The organism is Paenibacillus chungangensis (genome assembly GCF_042675905.1).
In the GTDB taxonomy this organism is placed as follows: Bacteria; Bacillota; Bacilli; order Paenibacillales; family Paenibacillaceae; genus Pristimantibacillus; species Pristimantibacillus chungangensis.
Genome location: NZ_JBHTJZ010000005.1, coordinates 89887 through 111327 on the forward strand (window position 1 = coordinate 89887; position 21441 = coordinate 111327).

Consider the following 21441-nt stretch of genomic DNA (forward strand, 5'->3'; position numbering starts at 1 on the left):
GCCTAGGGGAGAACAGTTGAAAACAAAGGATGCTAGATGGTGAGTCTAGAGAATAGCTCACCATCTAGCATCCTTTTTTGCGGCTTATTCACCGGACAAAGTTGTCGAAGGTAAGGTCGTGCAAGATATAAGCGAGAAAGAAGACGACACAAGGGTTCTCGTAATGGTGCTGAATATGAAGCAGCTGCTGGTAGTATTTCTCGGCATAGTGCGGGTTGTTGCGCATTTCCAGGTTGCTCTTGATGAGCGCATCGATTTTGTCGGCGATATCCACTAGTTGTCCTTCATAGGAATCGTCCTTCGCATGAACGATGAAATCCGTCAGCTGAGGATGGAACATGTCCGGAAGAGCGGACACAATCTGCTGCGCCACATGCTCCTCATATTGCTTGAAGGCTTCCTGCACAATCGCCGAGGACTTCTTGATCGGGGAAGCGACATCGCCGCTTACGCCTTCTACAATATCATGCAGAATGGCTTTGCCAACAAGCCGATACAAATCGATCGATTCTCGCCCGAAGCGCTCCTTCTCCAGCAAGCCGTTGAACAGGGACATGGCGGCTACTCGGAAGGAATGGGTCGCGTCGTTATCCGGTATCAGATTGAAGCTGCCGCCCCACCGCTCGATCAGATCAAGATTAAGAATATGATCAAGGAACTGGCGTACGCCTTCATTATCCTCTGACGCCTGTAACAGCCACCTGATGGAGGCGTACGCCGACTCGGCTAACTCTGTTCGGAGCGCTTCATATTTTGTTCGGAAGTAGGGATTGCCGTCCAGCTGGTGTTCTCTCATGCAGAACAACATCGCGTCGAATGAATCGATGGCTTTGACCAGACCGCCGATATAGCTGTCATCTTCCGCATGAACGATGAATTGCGTGAAGTGAGGCTGCAGCGATCGTGATAGCCGGGATACGATATCTCTGCTAACCTCATTCTCCAGCCTTTGGATATGTCCGACTAAGGTAACTTCTTTTTTTGTCATATGCTTGATGGAGCCGGTCACTGTCTCGTTAAGGTCGTGGAGCAAGGCGCGGCCGATCAGATCAAGCTTGTCCAGCTCGTTGTTGCACATGTTCTCTTCAATGATTCCGATGAGTATGGCAATGGAAGCACAGCGAAAGCTATGGCTTGCCGCGTTATCCTTGTAGCGTGGGCAATATTCATTCCAGCGCGATACATATTGCATGCCGATAATGGCGCTAGTAAATCTGCTATTATTCAATATGGCCGTCCTCCCCATCTTAAAAACGTTATGAACAAAATGATGCTTCATGCTATTATATTATTTATTGTTACGAACGACTACACGTATACTGTGGCTTGGAGGATCATGATGAGAAGGTTTGGGCTCGCGTTCAATGACTGGTTCGAAAAATGGATGTTCCTGATCATCCCTTGCTCGCTGATTGCGGGATTTCTGTTAGCTCCGGCGCTTGAGAGATACGTCAATTGGATACCGTTCCTATTCGCTTACGTGACATTGACGATGGCCATAGGGTGCGGGCTGGGGCAGTTAAGAGAGGTGATGAAGAAGCCAGGCGTAATGGGGCTGACATTTCTCATAGCGCATATTATATCTCCGCTTATCGCGTACTGGATAGGCGCCCTGCTGTTCGGTGCAGACTCGCCTTATGTAATTGGACTTGTGCTGTTCACTATCATTCCGCTGGGTGTATCGACGGTGCTCTGGGTCGGCATGTCGGGCGGCAGCGTTCCCCTCATATTGGCGATGGTCGTTCTGGATTCCATGCTAAGTCCGTTGGTCGTGCCGGCGGGAATCGCCTTCCTGTTCGATACGGCGGTTGAAGTGGAAGCGGGACCGCTTATGCTGGATTTGACTATTCTGATCGTTCTTCCCACCATCGCCGGAATTTCGCTCTACGAGCTGTCTGGCGGGAAGATTCAGGTCAAGGTAAAGCCCTATACGGCTCCCGTGTCCAAGCTATGCTTCACTGCCGTCGTCACACTTAACGCATCGGCTATTGCGCCGTATATGTACCAGCTAAGGAAGGATATGCTAATGCTTGTGCCGCTCGTCGTTGCACTAGTCGGCATCTGTTATGCGTTAGGCTATCTCTCGGCAAGAGTGCTGCGGGTTGATCGCGAGCAATTGGTGACCGTATCGTTCGCGACAGGAATGCGCAACATTTCACTTGGAACCGTGCTCGCTCTCGGCTACTTCAGCCCATTGGCCGCTGTCCCCGTCGTGCTGTCGATTCTTATTCAGCAACCGCTTGCTACATTGCATCATTATGTTTTACAAAAACTTCACAATAGAGACGCTAGCCAAAGCGTGAGCCGAAATGTACGATAGACGTTGTTGCAGGATAAGGAGTGATACACTTGAACAGCTTTCGTACCAGACTAACAGTCATTATTATTACGATGATCGCCTTGTCCGTTACCGCTTCGGGCTTATTCATGATGAAGACGTTCAAAGAGAATCATATTAATGCGCTGCAGGATAATATGGTACGCGAGATGCAGTTCATTGCGGCGAAAATGGAGTGGCGTACCGGCGACAGCCAGTCTGTGCTCGACTACTATACGCAAGAAGCTGCCGAGCTGAAGCATTTCACAGCGGCACGAGTTACGTTCATTCGCAATGACGGCGTTGTTATCGGGGATTCGGACTTCGATGCCCGCATGATGGACAACCATTACGAGAGGGAAGAAGTGCAGGGAGCTATCAAGAACGGTGTAGGGCGCTCCATCCGGAAGAGCGATACCATTAATCAAAGCATGATGTACGTGGCGGTACCCATTCAGCAAATTCCGACGGAGAAGCCCTACATTATCAGACTCGCCATTCATTTGGACGAGGTGGACCGCTCGGTTGGGCAAGTGACGATGGTGCTGGTCGGCGGCTTGCTCATTCTGTTCGTCGTGGCCGCTCTGATCAGCTATCGCATCGCTCTCAGCATGACCAGGCCGCTTGAGCAAATTACGAAGGTAGCCAAGCGCATTAAAAATATGGATTACCGGGCGCGTGTTAAAGTGATGAAGCAAGACGAGATCGGGGAACTGGGCACGGCGATCAATGCGATGGCGGACAGCTTGCAAGTGCAGATGGGACGCATCAAGCAAAATGAAAACCAACTGCAAAGCGTTCTTGCCAATATGATAAACGGTGTCGTCATGATTGATGCCAACGGCAAAATATTGCTGATGAACCGGAGAGCGGAGGAGGTGCTGGGCTTCTCGGCGCGCGAGCTGGTCGGCCGACATTACTCGGATGCGAAGCAACAATACGAGCTGTCGCAGATTATTAAGGAAGCGTTCCAGACGAGACAGCATCTGAAGGAAGAGGTGACCTTCTATTATCCTGAAGAACGGCTGCTGGAGTTGAATCTTGTGCCAATCAGTCAAGCTGGACAGGAGTTCAACGGCATTCTGCTTGTGCTTCAGGACGTCTCGGCGATTCGCAGACTGGAGCGGATGAGAAGCGAATTCGTTGCCAACGTATCCCATGAGCTCAAGACGCCTATTGCCGCTGTCAAGGGCTTTGCAGAGACGCTGCTCGGCGGCGCGGTGAAGGATGAGGAGACGGCAAGCTCCTTCCTGAAGATCATCTATGATGAGAGTGAGCGACTGAATCGTCTCATCGGAGACATTCTGGAATTATCGAAGATTGAATCACGCCGCGTACCACTGCTGTTCTCGCCTGTGGAGCTGGAAGGCTTCGTGGACAAAACATTGACACTGCTTGAAGCCGAAGCGACCCGCAGAGGAATTCAGCTGCATCAAAAAGTGGAGTCCGGCCTGTTCGTGGAAGCAGACGAAGATCGGTTAAGGCAGATCATCATGAATCTGTTGTCCAACGGTATCAATTATGCAACGGAGGGCGGACGCGTATCGATTGATATTCATGCGCTCAACGACGACCTGATACGGATGAAGATATCGGATACAGGCATCGGTATTCCGAAGAAGGATCTGCCGCGCATCTTCGAGCGCTTCTATCGGGTGGACAAGGCACGCTCCCGAAGCTCCGGCGGGACGGGGCTCGGCCTGTCCATCGTGAAGCATTTGGTGGAGCTGCACAAAGGAACGATTGCCGTGGAGAGTACAGTAGGCGTTGGAACGACCTTTACAATCGATTTGCCTGTTATTCAGTAGACAACGATTCGGTTATCTCTACCCGTCATTTGGCATTGGGAACTGGCAGTAAAAAGGTTTACCTATTGTTCAAGAATCCGTGGTAAACTATTGTTGGCTTTACTTTATTGATACAGTGAGGGGCTATTCGTACGAATTGCCTCTTATCAGTTGGAGGTCATCATGTCGCATAAAATTTTAGTCGTTGAAGATGAGCCCACATTAGCGAGACTGCTATCCTACAATCTTAGTCAGGAAGGCTATGAGACGACCGTCATCGATCACGGCGGAGAAGGGCTGCAGGCTGCGCTGCAGCGCAGCTTCGATCTGATCGTATTGGATATTATGCTGCCCGGCATGAACGGATTCGAAGTGTTGAACCGGCTGCGCCAGAACGGGGTGCGCACACCGGTGATTATACTGACGGCTCGCAATGCGGAAGAGGAGGTCGTGCAGGGATTGAAGCACGGCGCCGACGATTACATCACGAAGCCGTTCGGTGTGGCGGAGCTACTGGCCCGCGTATCGGCAGTGCTTCGTCGTACTCAGCAGGATGAAGCGGAGCCTGTCGTGACGAACGAGAAGGTCATTACGGCGGGAGAACTGTCTATCTACCCGGAGAAGTACGAGGTGATCGTTCACGGGGAACCGATTCCGTTGCGACCGAAGGAATTCGAAGTTCTGCTGTATCTCGTGCAGCGACCCGGCATGGTCATTACCCGCGATGATCTGATGAATGTCGTATGGGGGTTCGATTATATCGGGGGGCAGCGCACGGTTGATGTGCATGTCAGCTCGCTGCGCAAGAAGCTGGAGCTCGGCCAGCAGTCCGTTCAGATCGAATCCATCCGGGGCGTGGGTTATAAGCTCGTGATGCCGAAGAAGCTCTCAAGTCCGAAGTGACGGACATGAGAGCTTCTTTTATTTGCGCTGCCAGGACAGCATTTTCCGTTGGAACTGCTTGGGCGAGCAGTCGTTGTATTTTTTGAACATCTTGTAGAAGTGAGCCATATTGGGCATGCCGATCTCTTCGCCGACTTGCGAGATGCTGAGATCCTTCGTCAGCAGTATGCGCTCAGCCCACTTGACCTTACGGTAGTTGACATACTCGGTGAAGGACATGCCGATCGCTTTCTTGAAGTACTTGACGAAATAATAATAGCTCATATTAGCGATACGGCAGACTTCCTCTACCTGAATACGGTCAGTCAAATGATTCTCGATATAATCCAACACGGGCTTTAAACGAACGGTATCGAAGCTATCCTGCTCCATCAACACCTTGCGGTGGTCATTGCGGAGCAGAAGCAAAAGAATTTGCTTGATCAGAATGCTGACCGCAAGCTCATAGCCCCTCTCCTTGTAAGTAGCCTCGTTCAGAATCTGCTCCATGCACTCCGCTGTCTCCCGCCGGGCCTCCGGGTTGTCTCTGTAAATATAATTCGCCTTGCTAAGAGGCGTGTGCGTCTCTGAGAAGTACCGCATATAAGGAATGGAGCCATGATCGAAGAACTGCTCCAGATCGAACTGTAGCACGATATAATCCAGCTCGTTAAAGCTGCGGTCGCGATGCAATTCATGCGCCCCGATAATGATGATGTCGCCCGGCTCCAGCAGGAACACTTCGTCCATCAGACAAAGTTCCAGCTTGCCATGCAGCACGAGCAGCAGTTCCAACTGCTTGTGATAATGCCAATGAATATAATCGGACTGATTGCGTCTCGAGCGGAATGTACGCAGAGACAATAGCGGATTCTCGTAGCGCACCTTCTCGTTGTAAGCTTCCATTCCTGCTTCCCTCCATCTACATTATTTCAGTCCATGTATTCGCTTGAATTGATCCGGGCTCATCCCCTCCAGACGCTTGAAAACGGAGCTGTAATAGCTGGCAGACTCAAAGCCGACACGCTCCGCCACCTCATACAGTCGAATGCCGCCCTCCTGGAACATCAGTTCCTTGCTGCGGTTAATACGTTCCCGGTTCATGTATTCCATCGGCCGCATATGAAGCGCTCGCTTGAACAGCTGACACAAGTATTGCGGCGTGACGGCGATATAGTCGGCCAGCTCCTTGATCGTAACCGGCCGGTCATAGTGACGTTCCATATATTGCAAGACGGGCCTGAGCCTCGCATATCCCCATTCAGCCGCCTGAGAGCCGGGTGCGGTCGTCTTCATCAGCTCCAGCAGCAGCGTGTAGAGAAGCTGAGAATAGTCGATTCCGCCATAGTCCTTACTGGATTGTGTCGTCTTGTATATCTCCCCGATGAGCGAGGCGATCCGCTCCGGCTCCGTCACATGGTAGACGCCGGTGCCCGCCAGTCCTGTCCGCTGCAGCAGCGGAGAAGCGAGACTGCCCCGGAAGCTGATCCAATAGACGTCCCAATTCTCTTCTAAGGCGAAGTAAGCATGAGGCTCGTGCGGATAGAGGCAGAACCCTTGTCCAGGTAATATTGTCCATTCCCTGTCGCCCGACTGAAGCTTGCCCCGTCCGGATACCGTCTGCAGCCATTGATAATCGGGATGTCCGTTCGCCCGATAGGTGGGCTCTTGATGATCCCAGTGGCCGACGCTGACCAGATAGACGGGCAAGCGTTCGTCCAATTCCGTCAGCGTGGGAAAAGCTCTGAAATCCAACGATATTGCCCCTTCCGTACCACAATGGGATTCCGTTTTTTTGAAACAAGATGGTTTCATTATAGCATAATCTCTTCCTTCACATTTTAACATTGCGTTTACATTGCGTTGCCACTGGGATGATTCTTAGGTCCTATAGTAACAGTTAGACAGAAATGGAAAATGAATTGGAAGGGTGTGAGCTGGTGGCTGCGACCAACACAATATCGACGACATCCATGAACGGGAGGCTGCGGGAGCATGTGCAAGAGGTGCCCGCCGTCTCCGCCGAACTGACCTGCAGAGAAGCTATTGCAGTATTTCGCCGGAATGGAACAAGCGAATGTATTGTCATTGTCGACGAACGAAGAAGACCGGCAGGCATCGTAATGAGAAATAAGTTCTACTTGAAGCTAGGGCACCGGTTCAGCGCAGATCTCTATTATGATAAGCCCGTCATGCACTTGGCGGATGCTTCGCCGCTCATCGTGGACGCAGCCATGTCGCCTCAAGCCATCATCGATTTGGCGCTTGGCCGGAGTGAAGACACCATCTATGATTGCGTCATCGTCACCTATGGCGAGAGGCTGAGCGGAGCGCTTACGATGTCTCATATGCTCAAGCTGTCGCGAGAGCTGCAGCAGGAGGCGATGGAGGAGCAGATGCGTATCGTTGCATCTGTTGTCACCCGGATGCATGAGATTGAAGAGGGCATACGCAGTGTGCAGCATTCCAGCGTGCAAGGGGAGGAGGCGTCCGTGGAGATGGTGGACCTGACCCTGGCGGGCAAGAAAGGATTGGATAAGATGCTGGAAGCATTCCGTCTTATGACGGCAAGCTCCGTTCATCAAGAGAAGCAGATGCGTGGATTGATGAATGAAGTGGGCTCCATCAGCGGCGTGTCGCGGTTGATCAAGGATCTGGCGGAGCAGAGCAATCTGCTGGCGATCAACGCTTCTATAGAAGCAGCGCGCGCCGGCGAGCACGGCAAGGGCTTCGCCGTCGTCGCAAGCGAGGTGATGAAGCTGGCGAACGAGACGAAGCGGTCGGCGACGGAAATCACAGCGAACACGGAATCGATTGTAAAGGCGATTGAAGAAACGGCTCTGATCGTAGAGCAGGGCAGAGAGATAACGGCGAGCAGCGAATCGCATGTGCGGGATACAGAGCATATTTTCAACGGATTGTTCAAGGCTGCAGCCGGCAATCGAAGCGGACAGCAGGAAATCCGGGAGCTGTCAGATTGCGCTCATCGGCATTCTCGCCATGTCGCGGAGGAGATGGAGGGACTGTACCGTTCCTATCAGAACGGCTTGCAAATAAAAGATCGCATATAGCATTTTTTTAACATGGAATTTACAAAACAAGAATACGGCATTAACAATCGGTTAGTAGTATAGAAAATGTAAGAACGAGCTAAACAGATAATTCTATGAGGAGTGGTAGAGTTGACGAAGAACAAAACGATCAAGGGGATCATGATGACGGCTATGGCGGCCATGCTGGTATTCACAGCGGCATGCGGTAACAATGGAGGCAACGAGGCATCCACAGGCAACAACGGCAATGGATCAGCGACGAACGCGCCAGCGACAGAGAAACCGGCTGAGCAAGCAGACAAAAAGCTGAGCGGCGAAATCAAGGTTGACGGTTCCAGTACAGTATTCCCGCTTACAGAGGCGGCTGCGGAAGAATTCAGAGCGGTACAACCTGATGTGCGCGTACCAGTAGGCGTATCCGGCACAGGCGGCGGCTTCAAGCAGTTCTGCGCAGGTGAGATTGCGATTGCCGATGCGTCCCGTCCGATCAAGGATGAGGAAGCGGCCAAGTGTAAGGAAGCCGGCATCGCGTTCACTGAGTTGTCTGTCGCATTCGACGGCTTGTCTGTTGTCGTAAGCAAGGAGAACGACTTCATCGATCACCTGACGGTTGAAGAACTGAACAAAATCTTCAAAACAGGCAGCACGGTAACGAAGTGGAGCGATGTTCGCGAGGGTTGGCCAGCAGAAGATATCGTCATGTTCTCGCCAGGCGCCGATTCCGGCACTTACGACTACTTCAATGAAGCGATTCTGGACAAAGAAGGCATCCGCAACGAGAACATCTCCTTCAGCGAAGATGACAACACACTGGTTGTCGGGATCTCCGGCAGCAAATACGGTATCGGCTACTTCGGCTACGCATACTACGAAGAGAACCAAGACAAGCTGAAGGTTGTGCCGATCGATGGCGGCAATGGCGCTGTCGAGCCGACTTACGAGACCATTAAAGACGGTTCTTATGCTCCGCTGTCCCGTCCATTGTTCATCTATGTGAGCAATAAGGAGATGGAGCGTCCTGAAGTGAGCGAGTTCGTCAACTTCTATATCAACAACATCGGTTCTATGGCAGGCGAAGTTGGCTACGTAGCGCTTCCTGACGAGCAATATGCCGAGCAAGCTGCAAAGCTGAAATAGTTCAAGCAGTCATTTTTCGAGAAAGCCGAGTGAGAAATGTGATGTCTCGTTGGACATCACATTTTTCTCGCCGGATATGTTAACGAATTGTAAATGTAAGAGGGAGGATGCTGTATGCCGCGCAATGCAATATCAATGAGCGATAAGGCGCAAGTCATACCTGCAACATCATTTAAGAACAGCCGCAAGAGCATCATGAATGCGGTAATGCCGATCCTGCTGTTTCTATGCGCTATCGTATCCGTGCTGACAACGATAGGCATCGTCGTAACCCTTGCGACGGAAACCTACCAATTCTTCAAGAAAATTCCGATATTCGATTTCCTGTTCGGGACGACCTGGTCGCCGCTTATACCTCCGAAGAGCTTCGGCATATTGCCGCTTCTGGGAGGTACGCTTCTCATTACGGTTATCGCTTGTCTTGTCGCTGTTCCGCTGGGACTGGCTAGTGCGATCTATTTGTCGGAATATGCGCCCAAGGGCGTGCGCAAAGTCGTCAAGCCGGTGCTTGAGGTGCTTGCCGGCGTACCGACGATCGTCTATGGTTACTTTGCCCTCAGCATCGTAACGCCGATCATTCAACAGATTTTTAGCGGAACTGGCATCTTTAACGCACTGAGTGCGGGCATCGTCGTCGGCATCATGATAATTCCGATGGTCAGCTCATTGAGTGAGGATGCGATGTCCGCTGTACCGAGATCGCTGCGCGACGGCGCGTATGCGCTTGGCGCAACAAGGTTTGAAGTGGCGCTTAAGATCGTCGTGCCGGCCGCCTTCTCGGGTATTGTCGCCTCTGCCGTACTGGCATTCTCGCGGGCAATCGGAGAGACGATGATCGTGACGCTGGCTGCCGGCTCTACGCCGAATCTGACGTTGAACCCGCTGGAGAGTATTCAGACCATGACAGCCTACATTGTTCAGGTAAGCCTTGGGGATACACCGCACGGCACAGTGGAATACGGCTCCATCTTTGCAGTAGGTATGACCTTGTTCGTCATTACTTTCCTGCTTAATATTCTTGCCCAGTACGTAGCAAGACGATTCAGGGAGGAATACTGATATGTCTATCTTTCAAGATGCGAATCGCAAGCAGATCGCGAATAGGCGCACGATCGACTTCATGCTTCATATCTTATTCGTCATCGCGACATCTATAGGGGTTATGGCGTTATGCGTGCTGCTGATCGATATCATCATCGACGGTCTGGCCCGTCTTCAGCCACAGCTGTTCACGGAGTTCCCTTCCCGGAAGGCTGACAATTCCGGTATGAAGTCGGCGATCGTCGGCACGATATACATGCTGCTTATCATGGCCCCTATTTCCTTCATATTCGGCGTAGGCGCTGCAATCTATCTGGAGGAATACGCGAAGAAAAACTGGCTCACCCGCCTTATTCAGCTGAACATCAGTACGCTGGCGGGCGTTCCATCCATTGTATACGGCATACTCGGACTTGCGCTGTTCGTCAGACTGTTGTCGCTGGATAAGAGCTTACTGGCAGGTGCGCTTACGATGACGCTGCTCGTCCTGCCGATTATTATCGTCTCCGCGCAAGAGGCAATTCGTGCGGTCCCGAAGTCAAGACGCGACGCATCGTTCGCGCTGGGCGCCACGAAGTGGCAGACGGTATCCCGCTCCGTCATGCCGTCTGCTCTGCCGGGCGTATTGACGGGCGTCATTCTGGCGATGTCCCGCGCGATCGGCGAGACGGCGCCGCTGGTCATGATCGGCGCCTTGACGTATGTAGCCTTTCTGCCCGAGAGCATTCTGGATTCCTACTCTGTCATTCCTATCCAGGTGTATAACTGGCTGTCGAAGCCTCAGCCGGAGTTCAAGGAGCTTGCCGCGAGCGGCATTATCGTCCTGATGGCTCTACTCTTGCTCATGAACTTCTCAGCAATACTGCTGCGCAACAAGTATCAGAAAAATGTGTAATCACGACTTTCGTGGAGGGAAAGCAATGCGAACATTAATCGATATACAAAAACTGAATTTATTCTATGGTGAATTCCATGCGCTTAAGAATGTCTCGCTTACGATACCTGAGAAAGCCATTACGGCGTTCATCGGACCGTCCGGCTGCGGCAAGTCGACCTTGCTTCGCACCTTGAACCGGATGAACGACATGATTCCCGGCACGCGTATCGAAGGCGGGCTCTCTATCGGCGGAACGGAGATTTATTCCAACGAAGTGGACGTCGAGACACTGCGCAAGAAGGTCGGCATGGTGTTCCAGCAGCCTAACCCGTTCCCCAAGTCGATCTATGACAATATCGCTTACGGCCCGCGTCTGCACGGCACCACGAGCAAGAAGGAGCTGGATGACATCGTGGAGAAGAGTCTGCGTCAGGCGGCTCTGTGGGATGAAGTGAAGGATCATCTGAAGCGCTCCGCGCTGTCGATCTCCGGCGGTCAGCAGCAGAGGCTCTGTATCGCTAGAGCGCTGGCGGTTAATCCCGACATCCTGCTGATGGATGAGGCGACATCTGCGCTCGATCCCATCTCTACGCTGAAGATCGAGGAGCTGGCGCAGGAGCTGAAGTCGGAATATACGATCGTCATGGTTACTCACAACATGCATCAGGCAGCCCGCGTATCGAACCAGACGGTATTTTTCCTGAACGGCGAAGTCGTGGAGTATTCCGATACGGAGAAGCTGTTCTCCAATCCTTCCGATCAACGGACGGAAGATTATATTAGCGGCCGCTTCGGCTAATACACGATAGGAGGAATGAAGGGTATGATGGCAGCACGCAAAGAATTCGATCTTGGACTGGAGCAGCTTCACAATCTGCTGGTAGATATGGGAGCATTCGTGAAGAAGGCTTTGGTCGATTCGGTAGAGGCCTTGAAAAATGTGGATGTAAAGACGGCTCAAACGGTCATTGACAAGGATATCGAGCTGAACAGTATGGAAGAAGATGTGATGGAGCTCGGTTCCAAGCTAATCGCCACTCAGCAGCCCGTTGCCAAGGATCTGCGCCGCATCTTGTCAGCCTTCCGAATAGCGAGCGATCTGGAGCGTATGGGCGATCTGTCCGTCGATATTGCGAAGGTCGTGCTTCGACTCGACGGTCAGGAATTAATTAAGCCGTTGATCGATCTTCCCCGCATGGCGGACATTATCGGCACGATGACCGACGAATCGATCCAGTCCTTCGTGCAGGAGAATGTGGATCTGGCTTACAAGATGGCAAAGGACGACGATCAGGTCGATATGCTATATGGGCAGATTACGCGTGAACTGTCGCTATTGATGATGGAGAATCCTCGCAATATCGCCCAAGCGTCGCTTCTGAGCTTTGTAGGACGCTACATGGAGCGGTTCGGGGATCATGCGACGAATATCGGCGAAAGCGTCGTATACCTCGTGACAGGAACCCGTCCCGATCTGAATATGTAGATCTGCGACCGCAGAAGCAGTACGATAGCTGATGCGGTCTTTTTTGTGTCGTAATGAACGGAATTTACCGTATGTTAACGCATTTTGGTAATCCATTTAACATATTTCGGGTAATGTTGGATAAGGTACATCGTAACATGACTACGAATGAGGAGTTCGTTATGGGAGCAGTGGGGAGCGGATTGTGGAACAGGGAGCTCGTGCAAGCCGCTGATCGGCATTGGATTAGCGGTGGCGTTGCGATCATCTATTTGCAATTGCGATTGCCTGGCGAGCATGCGGACAAGGTCATCCGACAATGGGAGACCGAAGTGGAAAGCTTGTTCTGGAAGCAGGGGATAGGAGATGAACGGTACTACTTTCTGGGAAAAGTCGGCAAGGGACGCTCCATGCAAGCGATCGCCAAAGAAGCGGCAAACCGGCTTGTTCGGGGACTGGGCGCCATATGCGGCAAGGATAGCCAATGCTGCTTCCAACTGGGAACGGTATGCGCGGCAGCTCCTTCTCCAGAATGGACAATCGAGGGAGTCCTTCTTCATATGATAATAGATGTCCACGCGCAAGCTGGGGCCAGACCTGATACAGACGAGCGGAAGGGGGCTTCTAGCAGCGTTATGCTGGAGAGAAGCTTCACGATCGGCCGTCTTGCTTCTTCCATTCCTGAATTCCAGCCCCATGCCCGTGTATCGGATGTCGCCCAACTGTTCCATACGCGCCCGCGCGAGCAAGGAGTGGCCGTTGTCAGCGATGGCAAGCCGGTCGGGCTGATCATGAAGGAGAAGCTTCATCAGTTGCTAGCGGGACAGTTCGGCTTGCCGCTCTATTACAACAGACCGGTTGAGAAGATTATGGAGAGCCAGCCGTTAGTAGTAGATGAAGGGATGCCTGTGGAAGAGGTGTCTCAGTTGGCAATGTCTCGCGAATATTCTAATCTATACGACATTGTGTTCATCACAAGGGAGGAGCGGTTCGTCGGGGCGGCATCCATCAGAGCGATTCTGGAGAGCATTACGGCGCTGAGAACAGAAGAGGCGCGAACGGCCAATCCGCTTACCGGACTGCCCGGCAATGCCAGCATTCATGCGGAGCTGATGGGAAGAATGGCGGACAAGCGTCCGTTCGCTATCATCTATGCGGACCTGGATTATTTCAAGTGGTTCAACGATTGTTTCGGATTCGGCTTAGGGGATGAGCTGATTCGATATTTGGCAAGTCTGCTGGAAGATGTGCTGTCCCGATACGAAGAAGAAGATAGCAGCTTCATCGGCCATATTGGCGGAGATGACTTCATTGTGATGCTTTCTCCCGATTCAGTGGATATCATATGCGCGGATCTGATTGAACGCTTCGATAGAGGAGTAAAGATGTTCTATGGCGGCGTTCAAGTCGCTGAAGTTGAGGACAGGTATGGCAATACGGTAAGTCAGGAAGGTGTTACCCTGTCCTTGTCTGTGTTGTATTGCACCAATGAATTCTCTCTGTCCCTGGAGGACATTGCCATGTACGCTGCAAGGCTGAAGAAGCGTGCGAAGCTCGTAAAGGGAAGTGTATGCGTATCGGAGCCATTATCCCGGATGGGACATGTATAGAGAGAGGGAAGAGGGACACCATGAAAGGGCAAAGTATATATAAAGAAGACCTCAAGATGGAATGCGAGAGAGTGCAATACTACGGAATGATGTATCTATCATGGTCTTGGCTCGAGCAAGAAGGCGCCCCTACTTCCGATGTTCGCGTGCTCGGTAAGCTATGGCGCGCATATGCGAAGGAGAAAATCGCGCAGGTAAGGGACATGTCTGTGCTGACGGCAGAATCCCAATGGATGAACGACGATCTGTTCGTGCCGATCGAGCTTCCCCCTGGCAACAAGGGAAGGCTGGAGGAATGGATGCTTGAGCATACGTATCGCTTGATGAACAATTGGGAGAGCGAGTTCCTTCACTATGCGGCGAGCATGACGAATACGATACATAAAGGCAAGCTGCTCGTAGGCATATCCGTCGTCCCCAAGGAGGAGTCGAAGGGGAAGGAAAACATATGGTACAAGGCTTCAAAAGCGGCTATTCTGCACGGACAATCATCGGGATCGATGGAACGCAGCTTGAAGAGGAATGCGCTCCTACGGCTGTTGAATCAGCAGGGAGACCTTTACTCCGTCTATCAGCCCATCGTCTCTTTGTCAGGCGGACTCATATTCGGGTACGAGGCGTTGACGCGGCTTAAAGATTCAAAATGGTTCGATGGCCCGTTGCCCTTGTTCCAATTTGCGGATACGGAAGGACAGCTCTACGCATTGGAACGAATTGCGCGGGAGCGGGCAATAAGCGGTTGCTTCGGTCTCGCACATAAGCAGAAATTGTTCATTAATGTCAATGCGCACATTATGGAGTCACCGGAATTTCTACCTGGACAGACGAAGAGCTTGCTGGAAGAGCAGCAGCTTGATCCGAAGCATGTCGTATTCGAAATTACGGAGCGAAGCGCTATAACGGACTTCAACGCCTTCAAACGCGCAATGGACCATTACCGCAATCAAGGCTACCAGATTGCGATCGACGACGTGGGGGCCGGATATTCCTCACTCCAATCCATCGTGGAATTGAGACCGGATTATTTGAAGGTGGACCGTTCTATTATACACAATGTGAACGCAGACGAGATGAAGCGTCATGTTCTTTATACACTGCAGGATATTGCAAGCAAGATGGGAGTCTCCATTATTGCCGAAGGCATCGAGCAGGAAGCGGAGCTGGAGCTGCTGAGAGAAGTTGGCGTTGCATATGCACAGGGGTACTTGCTAGGAAGGCCGCGGCCTTTTTTAAACTAGGCTTTTCTCGGGCGACGATGCTGGGGAAGAGCCTGTTTTGTGTTATGATAGATAGCATAGGTCTGGTGAGGAAGGGGCTGTACAAGCTGATGGATAAATGGATGTTGATCGACGGCAATAGCATTGCCTACCGGGCTTTCTTCGCAATGCCGCCGCTTACGAATTCAGCAGGATTACATACAAATGCCATATTCGGATTTACGACTATGCTGCTTAAGCTGCTGGAGGAGCACAAGCCGACGCATGTGCTGGTTGCGTTCGATGCGGGCAAGGTAACGTTCCGGCACGAAAGCTACAGCGAATACAAGGGCGGACGTCAGAAGACCCCGCCGGAGCTGTCCGAGCAATTCCCCGTGCTGAAGGAGCTGATCTCGGCGTTCGGCATTCAGCAGTATGAGTTGAACGGCTACGAGGCGGACGATATTATCGGTACGCTTACGAAGCAGGCGGATGAACAAGGTGCCGAAGCCGTCGTCGTGACGGGAGACAAGGACTTGCTGCAGCTGGCCTCGGATCGCGTGACGGTCGCCGTCACGCGCAAGGGCGTAAGCGATGTGGACCTGTACACACCGGCAGCGATCGATGAGAAGTACGGATTGAAGCCGCTACAGATTATCGATCTGAAGGGATTGATGGGCGATACGTCGGACAACATTCCCGGCGTGCCCGGAGTGGGAGAGAAGACGGCGCTGAAGCTGCTTCACGAGCATGGCTCTGTGGAGAATGTGCTCGCTAATCTGGATCGGCTCAAGGGCAAGCTGAAGGAGCGGCTGGAGACACATGCCGGCGACGCCGAGCTGAGCAAGAAGCTGGCGACGATCTACCGCGAAGTGCCGCTGGAGCGAAGCGCGGAGGATATTCGCTACGGCGGGTATGACGCCGCAGCGCTGGGCGAAGCGTTCCGCAGACTGGAGTTCAAGTCGCTCAGCGAGCGGCTGGATCTGCAAGCCGAAGGCGGCGCGTCGGCATCGGAAGCGAAGGCCGCGGCAGACGAGCTGTCGCTGAAGGCTATCGAAGCAGGCGGCGACGACAAGGAGATGGCGGAGCTGCTGGAGCGGCTACGCTCCGGTGCGAGGCACGGCCTATATATTGAGGCGATCGGGGACAATCCCCATCATGTCGAGCTGCTGGGCATGGCCGTCGCGCTGGAAGACGCTGTGTATGTCTTGTCCATGGAAGCTGTGAAGGACGAATCGGCAGCGGCGTTCCGGGAGTGGCTGGCGGACGAATCGGCAAGGAAGTCCGGCTTCGACATGCACAAGGCGGAGCTGGCGCTGCACTGGGCCGGCTTGAAGCTGGGGGGCGCAGCGTTCGATGTACAGCTGGTCGCTTACCTGCTGGATCCTACCGAAGGCTCGCAGCTGCTCTCCGGCATATGCGAGCGACAAGGCGTAGCCGGTCCTTCGTCCGATGAGTCGGTATACGGCAAGGGAGCCAAGTTCAAGGTGCCTGACGAAGAGACGCTGCGCCGTCATCTGGCCTTGAAGGCAGATGCCGTGCGCAGGCTTGAGCCCGTGTTGACAGAAGAGCTGGAGCGGACGAACATGAAGGAACTGTATGTCGATCTGGAGCAGCCGCTATCCCGCATTCTTGCCGGGATGGAGCTGCAGGGCATTCAAGTGGAGAAGGGAGAACTGGAGCGTCTCGGTGCTGAACTGGAGGATACGCTGACCACGACGATAAGCGAGATCTATCAGCTGGCCGGCACGGAATTCAAGATCAATTCGCCGAAGCAGCTGGGCGAAGTGCTGTTCGAACGGCTGGGCTTGAAAGCGACGAAAAAGACGAAGACCGGATACTCCACAGATGCGGAAGTGCTGGAAGGACTGGCGAAGGAGCATGAGATTATCCCTCACATCCTTCATTACCGCCAGCTGTCCAAGCTGCAGTCGACTTACGTCGAGGGACTGTTGAAGGAAGTTCGGGAGGAGACGGGCAAGATCCATACGTACTACCGACAGACGATCGCGGCTACGGGAAGACTCAGCAGCCAGTTCCCGAACCTGCAGAATATTCCGATCCGGCTGGAGGAAGGACGGAAGATTCGCAAGGCGTTCCTGCCGTCGGAGCCAGGCTGGAGCATCCTTGCTGCAGACTATTCGCAGATTGAGCTTCGCGTGCTGGCGCATATATCCGGCGACGAGGGGCTGAAGGAAGCGTTCCTGCACGATATGGACATCCATACGAAGACCGCGATGGACGTATTCGGCGTAGAGGCGGGCGAGGTGGACGCCAATATGCGTCGCTCTGCGAAGGCAGTCAACTTCGGTATCGTCTACGGCATCAGCGCCTTCGGCTTGTCCCGGAATCTGGACATCACACCTACGGAAGCGGGCAAGTTCATCGAGCAGTATTTCTCCGTCTTCCAAGGTGTGCGCAAGTTCATGGACGATATCGTTGCCCAAGCGAAGCAGGACGGCTACGTGACGACGCTGCTGGAGCGGAGACGTTATCTGCCGGAGATCAAGTCGTCGAACTTCAATCTGCGCTCCTTCGCGGAGCGTACGGCGATGAATACGCCGATACAAGGAAGCGCGGCGGACATTATCAAGCTGGCGATGGTGCACATGGACAAGGCTCTCAGGGAGCGGGGGCTGCGCAGCCGAATGCTGCTGCAAGTGCATGATGAATTGGTATTCGAGGTTCCGCCGGACGAGCTGGAGACGATGAAGCAGCTTCTGCCTGAAGTGATGTCCGGAGCGGCCAAGCTGGATGTACCGCTTAAGGCGGATGTCAGTTTCGGAGATAATTGGTATGAGGCGAAATAAACTTGTCACAAGCTTCACAGCTCCTTTTGCAGTATAATGATGCAAGAGGTGAGGAGATATGCCGGAACTGCCAGAGGTAGAGACAGTAAGAAGAACATTGAACGAGCTTGTATCCGGCCGGACGATCCGCTCGGTCACGGTCAAGCTTCCGCGCATTATACAGCGTCCCGCAGAGCCTGAACAATTCCAGGACGCGCTGGCGGGACGAACGATACAGCAGGTTGAGCGAAGAGGCAAGTTCTTGCGCATCTTGTTGGACGAGTTGGTGCTCGTCTCGCATCTGCGCATGGAAGGGCGGTACGGGGTGTATTCCTCTGAGGAGCCCCCGGAGCTTCATACGCATGTCTTGTTCCATCTGGACGACGGGACGGATCTGCGCTACAAGGATGTTAGGCAATTCGGCACGATGCATCTGTTCCTCCCCGAGGAGGAGTTCCGTCTGCCGCCGCTCGCGAAGCTGGGCATTGAGCCGCTCGGTCCCGACTTCACGCTGCAGGCGTTGCGCGATCGGGTCGGCAAGCGCACTTCACGCATCAAGCCGCTGCTGCTGAACCAGGAACTGATCGTCGGGCTGGGCAATATTTATGTCGATGAAGCGCTATTCCAGGCGCGTATTCATCCGGAGAGAACCCCTGATACATTGAAGCCAGCAGAGTGGAAGAGGTTGCACGAAGCGATTCGTACTACGTTGGCGTCGGCGGTAGAGGCGGGCGGTTCGTCCATCAAGTCGTATGTGAACGGACAAGGCGAGATGGGGATGTTCCAGCAGCAGCTGCTTGTATATGGACGAAAGGATGAAGCATGCGCCGCTTGCGGCAAACCGATCGTGAAGTTTGTCGTCGGCGGCAGGGGAACACATATATGCTCGCGTTGTCAGCCCATGAAGGGATGAGATTCACTTCAGCCCATCTCCCGCATATGATGAAGTTATCACCTTGAGGCTTCGTCTAGCGGGGAGGGAACAGAGCTTTGGATTGGATGGCTCACTTGTTGTCAGTGTTTGTGCTTGCGCTTGCTGTTAGTCTGGACGGATTCGGCGTCGGCGTCACCTATGGACTTAGACGAATTCGGATTCCGATCGTATCCGTTCTGATAATCGCATGCTGTTCGGGCTTTATTATATGGCTGTCGATGGGAGCCGGGGAATGGCTTCGGGGCTACGTGTCTGAGATCGTGGCCAAGGCTATCGGCGCAGCGATCTTGATCGGTATCGGCTGCTGGGCGCTTATTCAATTGAGACGCAGCAGAGGCTTGCACGGGGAGGATAACGATGACGGAAGTTCGGTGGATGCTCGGTCGCTTGCTTCGGAGAACGGCATAGAGGGCATTAGACGGCCCGCGGCAACTGTATTGTCCGTGGAGTTGAAGCGGCTCGGTCTTGTCATCCAGATTTTGCGCTCTCCGCAAGCGGCTGACGTCGACCGCTCCGGCATCATATCGCCATCTGAAGCTGTCATGCTGGGCGTCGCCTTGTCATTGGATGCTCTGGGCGCCGGACTAGGTGCGGCATTGCTGGGGCTGCCGTCGCTGACGACGGCAATTGTTATAGCCTGTTCTTGTGCGCTATTCCTGATCGCTGGCACTTGGGTTGGTATACGGTTCGCGGCCAGAAGAGGTATGCAGGCATTAAGTGTGGTGCCAGGGATTTTACTAATTCTAATTGGAATTATGAAGTTGTTGTAAGAAGGTGGGTGATGGGATGATCATAGGATTGACCGGCGGGATCGCTAGCGGCAAGAGCACAGTTGCCCGCATGCTAACGGACCGTGGAGCAGCATTGGTGGATGCCGATGAGGCCGCAAGAGAGGTCGTGTTGCCCGGCGAGCCTGCGCTGGAGGCGATCGCCTCCACATTCGGACAAGCTATCCTGCATGAAGACGGAACGTTGAACCGCCAGGCGCTGGGCGCCATCGTATTCCGCGACAAGGAACTGTTGAAGCGGCTTGAAGCTATTACGCATCCGGCCGTTCGCAGGGCGATGAGCGAGCGCATTGAGCAGTATAAGAAGGAAGACCCCGAGCGGTTGATCGTCGCGGATGTGCCGCTGCTCTATGAGACGAACGCGGAGGACCGCTATGAAGGGGTTATGGTTGTCTACGTGCCAGCTTCCATGCAGATTGAACGGCTTATGAAGCGGAACGATATGCCGCGTGAGGAAGCGGAGCGTAGAGTGTCGCTTCAGATGGACATTGAAGAGAAGCGTAGACGCGCTGACTGGGTCATCGACAACAGCGGTTCGCAGGAGCAGACAGAGGCTCAGATTATTTCATTTTGGACCAATAAGGACAGGACATCATGAGAATACGTATGAAGAAGCGATATTTGCTCTTGGCTATCATTGCAGTAGTCGGCTTGCTATTCCTGAAGGCGGACTGGCTTGCGAAGTGGATGTACCCCATCCATTATCAAGCTGATATCCGGGCAAGTGCTTCCAACTACGGAGTGGAGCCCCATCTGGTCGCCGCTATCATTCGGGCGGAATCCAATTATTCGACGGGCAGACAGTCAAGTAAGGGAGCTCTAGGGCTTATGCAGCTCATGCCGAACACGGCGAACTGGGTGGTGGAACGCGCAGGCTTCCAGGCTGTTGACGAAGAGATGCTACTACATCGGGCGGATGTCAGCATAGAAGTAGGAACATGGTATTTAAAGTCACTGCATGATCAATTCGACGGCAATGCGATTGCGGCGGTCGCCGCCTATAATGCTGGACCTGGACATGTGCGGAAGTGGCTTGATGCCGGTACCTGGGACGGCCAGATGAAGAGTGTGAAGTCCGTTCCATTCGGGGAGACCAGGCATTATGTACAGCGAGTATTTTATTATTATAATAAATACAAGGACTTGTATCCCAGCTTCTAACGGGGCATGCTAATGAAATGAAGAGCAATCGTGACATGGAACGTGAACGAAGCCTTGGAGGGCTTGCCGGTTCATGGACAAGCCGCTCTCAAGGCTGTTGTTATTCATACAAGCTTTAATGAATCACTATTTTTGGCCGGCAAGGGATTGCTCGGCAATTTGTACTAGGCGACGGGTAATGTAACCACCGAGGGAGCCTGCGTCTCTTGTTGCCATGTTCCCATAGTAGCCGTCCTGCGGAATTGCGATACCCAGTTCTTGAGCGACCTCGTACTTCATTTGATCCAGGGCTGCTGTCGCTTGTGGCACGACCAGTTGGTTGCTGCTGCGGTTTGCACTCATTGATTGTCACCTCCTTGCGGTTGGTAACTGTATTATGTGCGTTATTCTAAGTTTCATAACAG

At 53.1% G+C, this 21441-nt stretch carries 20 protein-coding genes; 16 read left to right on the forward strand and 4 right to left on the reverse strand.

Annotation, left to right across the window (positions count from 1 at the left end):
* Positions 1 to 88 precede the first annotated feature (88 nt).
* Positions 89 to 1228: a YfbR-like 5'-deoxynucleotidase gene (locus ACFQ2I_RS02945; RefSeq protein WP_377562093.1), complete on the reverse strand. Its 1140-nt coding sequence runs from the start codon at positions 1226 to 1228 to the stop codon at positions 89 to 91.
* A 108-nt stretch (positions 1229 to 1336) separates the two neighbouring features.
* Between ACFQ2I_RS02945 and ACFQ2I_RS02950 the strand changes: the two genes are divergently transcribed.
* The 3 genes from ACFQ2I_RS02950 to ACFQ2I_RS02960 all read left to right on the forward strand — a co-directional run bounded on the left by ACFQ2I_RS02950 (position 1337) and on the right by ACFQ2I_RS02960 (position 5007).
* The gene (locus ACFQ2I_RS02950; protein WP_377562094.1) at positions 1337 to 2320 is read left to right on the forward strand and encodes a bile acid:sodium symporter family protein; all 984 of its coding nucleotides are present in this window, start codon (positions 1337 to 1339) and stop codon (positions 2318 to 2320) included.
* Between the two features lie 29 nt (positions 2321 to 2349).
* Complete coding sequence (gene pnpS, locus ACFQ2I_RS02955; protein ID WP_377562095.1) at positions 2350 to 4125, forward strand: two-component system histidine kinase PnpS; 1776 nt, start codon at positions 2350 to 2352, stop codon at positions 4123 to 4125.
* A gap of 162 nt (positions 4126 to 4287) precedes the next feature.
* Entirely contained in the window at positions 4288 to 5007 is a 720-nt protein-coding gene (locus ACFQ2I_RS02960) for a response regulator transcription factor (RefSeq protein ID WP_377562096.1), read from the forward strand.
* A gap of 18 nt (positions 5008 to 5025) precedes the next feature.
* Here the strand turns inward: ACFQ2I_RS02960 and ACFQ2I_RS02965 are convergent, their stop codons facing one another.
* Complete coding sequence (locus ACFQ2I_RS02965) at positions 5026 to 5892, reverse strand: helix-turn-helix domain-containing protein (RefSeq protein WP_377562097.1); 867 nt, start codon at positions 5890 to 5892, stop codon at positions 5026 to 5028.
* A 21-nt stretch (positions 5893 to 5913) separates the two neighbouring features.
* The gene (locus tag ACFQ2I_RS02970; RefSeq protein ID WP_377562098.1) at positions 5914 to 6741 is read right to left on the reverse strand and encodes an AraC family transcriptional regulator; all 828 of its coding nucleotides are present in this window, start codon (positions 6739 to 6741) and stop codon (positions 5914 to 5916) included.
* A 155-nt stretch (positions 6742 to 6896) separates the two neighbouring features.
* Here ACFQ2I_RS02970 and ACFQ2I_RS02975 point away from each other — a divergent pair, with 155 nt between their 5' ends.
* The 13 genes from ACFQ2I_RS02975 (at position 6897) to ACFQ2I_RS03035 (ending at position 21037) form a co-directional block, all read left to right on the forward strand.
* Positions 6897 to 8057, forward strand: coding sequence for a methyl-accepting chemotaxis protein (locus ACFQ2I_RS02975; protein WP_377562099.1), 1161 nt, complete (start codon positions 6897 to 6899; stop codon positions 8055 to 8057).
* A 141-nt stretch (positions 8058 to 8198) separates the two neighbouring features.
* Positions 8199 to 9176 (forward strand): PstS family phosphate ABC transporter substrate-binding protein, encoded by a 978-nt coding sequence (locus ACFQ2I_RS02980; protein WP_377562948.1) that lies wholly within the window; start codon positions 8199 to 8201, stop codon positions 9174 to 9176.
* A 195-nt stretch (positions 9177 to 9371) separates the two neighbouring features.
* Entirely contained in the window at positions 9372 to 10235 is an 864-nt protein-coding gene (pstC, locus tag ACFQ2I_RS02985) for a phosphate ABC transporter permease subunit PstC (protein ID WP_377562949.1), read from the forward strand.
* Position 10236: 1 nt separating this feature from the next.
* Entirely contained in the window at positions 10237 to 11112 is an 876-nt protein-coding gene (gene pstA, locus ACFQ2I_RS02990; protein WP_377562100.1) for a phosphate ABC transporter permease PstA, read from the forward strand.
* A 25-nt stretch (positions 11113 to 11137) separates the two neighbouring features.
* Positions 11138 to 11893: a phosphate ABC transporter ATP-binding protein PstB gene (gene pstB, locus ACFQ2I_RS02995; protein ID WP_377562101.1), complete on the forward strand. Its 756-nt coding sequence runs from the start codon at positions 11138 to 11140 to the stop codon at positions 11891 to 11893.
* 27 nt (positions 11894 to 11920) lie between these two features.
* Positions 11921 to 12580 carry a phosphate signaling complex protein PhoU gene (gene phoU / locus ACFQ2I_RS03000; RefSeq protein ID WP_377562951.1) on the forward strand — a complete coding sequence of 220 codons (660 nt, stop codon included), beginning with the start codon at positions 11921 to 11923 and terminating at the stop codon, positions 12578 to 12580.
* A gap of 161 nt (positions 12581 to 12741) precedes the next feature.
* Positions 12742 to 14169 carry a GGDEF domain-containing protein gene (locus tag ACFQ2I_RS03005; protein ID WP_377562103.1) on the forward strand — a complete coding sequence of 476 codons (1428 nt, stop codon included), beginning with the start codon at positions 12742 to 12744 and terminating at the stop codon, positions 14167 to 14169.
* Between the two features lie 20 nt (positions 14170 to 14189).
* Positions 14190 to 15407, forward strand: a complete 1218-nt coding sequence (locus ACFQ2I_RS03010; protein WP_377562104.1) for an EAL domain-containing protein — start codon at positions 14190 to 14192, stop codon at positions 15405 to 15407.
* Positions 15408 to 15496: 89 nt separating this feature from the next.
* Positions 15497 to 18175, forward strand: a complete 2679-nt coding sequence (gene polA / locus ACFQ2I_RS03015; protein ID WP_377562952.1) for a DNA polymerase I — start codon at positions 15497 to 15499, stop codon at positions 18173 to 18175.
* A 58-nt stretch (positions 18176 to 18233) separates the two neighbouring features.
* The gene (gene mutM / locus ACFQ2I_RS03020; RefSeq protein WP_377562106.1) at positions 18234 to 19067 is read left to right on the forward strand and encodes a DNA-formamidopyrimidine glycosylase; all 834 of its coding nucleotides are present in this window, start codon (positions 18234 to 18236) and stop codon (positions 19065 to 19067) included.
* Positions 19068 to 19153: 86 nt separating this feature from the next.
* The gene (locus ACFQ2I_RS03025; protein ID WP_377562953.1) at positions 19154 to 19858 is read left to right on the forward strand and encodes an MntP/YtaF family protein; all 705 of its coding nucleotides are present in this window, start codon (positions 19154 to 19156) and stop codon (positions 19856 to 19858) included.
* Positions 19859 to 19874: 16 nt separating this feature from the next.
* On the forward strand, positions 19875 to 20474 hold the full coding sequence (coaE, locus tag ACFQ2I_RS03030; protein ID WP_377562107.1) for a dephospho-CoA kinase: 600 nt from the start codon (positions 19875 to 19877) through the stop codon (positions 20472 to 20474).
* Positions 20471 to 21037 (forward strand): lytic transglycosylase domain-containing protein, encoded by a 567-nt coding sequence (locus ACFQ2I_RS03035; RefSeq protein ID WP_377562108.1) that lies wholly within the window; start codon positions 20471 to 20473, stop codon positions 21035 to 21037. The genes coaE and ACFQ2I_RS03035 overlap by 4 nt, the downstream gene beginning before the upstream one ends.
* A 126-nt stretch (positions 21038 to 21163) precedes the next feature.
* Here the strand turns inward: ACFQ2I_RS03035 and ACFQ2I_RS03040 are convergent, their stop codons facing one another.
* Complete coding sequence (locus ACFQ2I_RS03040; protein ID WP_377562109.1) at positions 21164 to 21379, reverse strand: small, acid-soluble spore protein, alpha/beta type; 216 nt, start codon at positions 21377 to 21379, stop codon at positions 21164 to 21166.
* Positions 21380 to 21441: the final 62 nt, after the last annotated feature.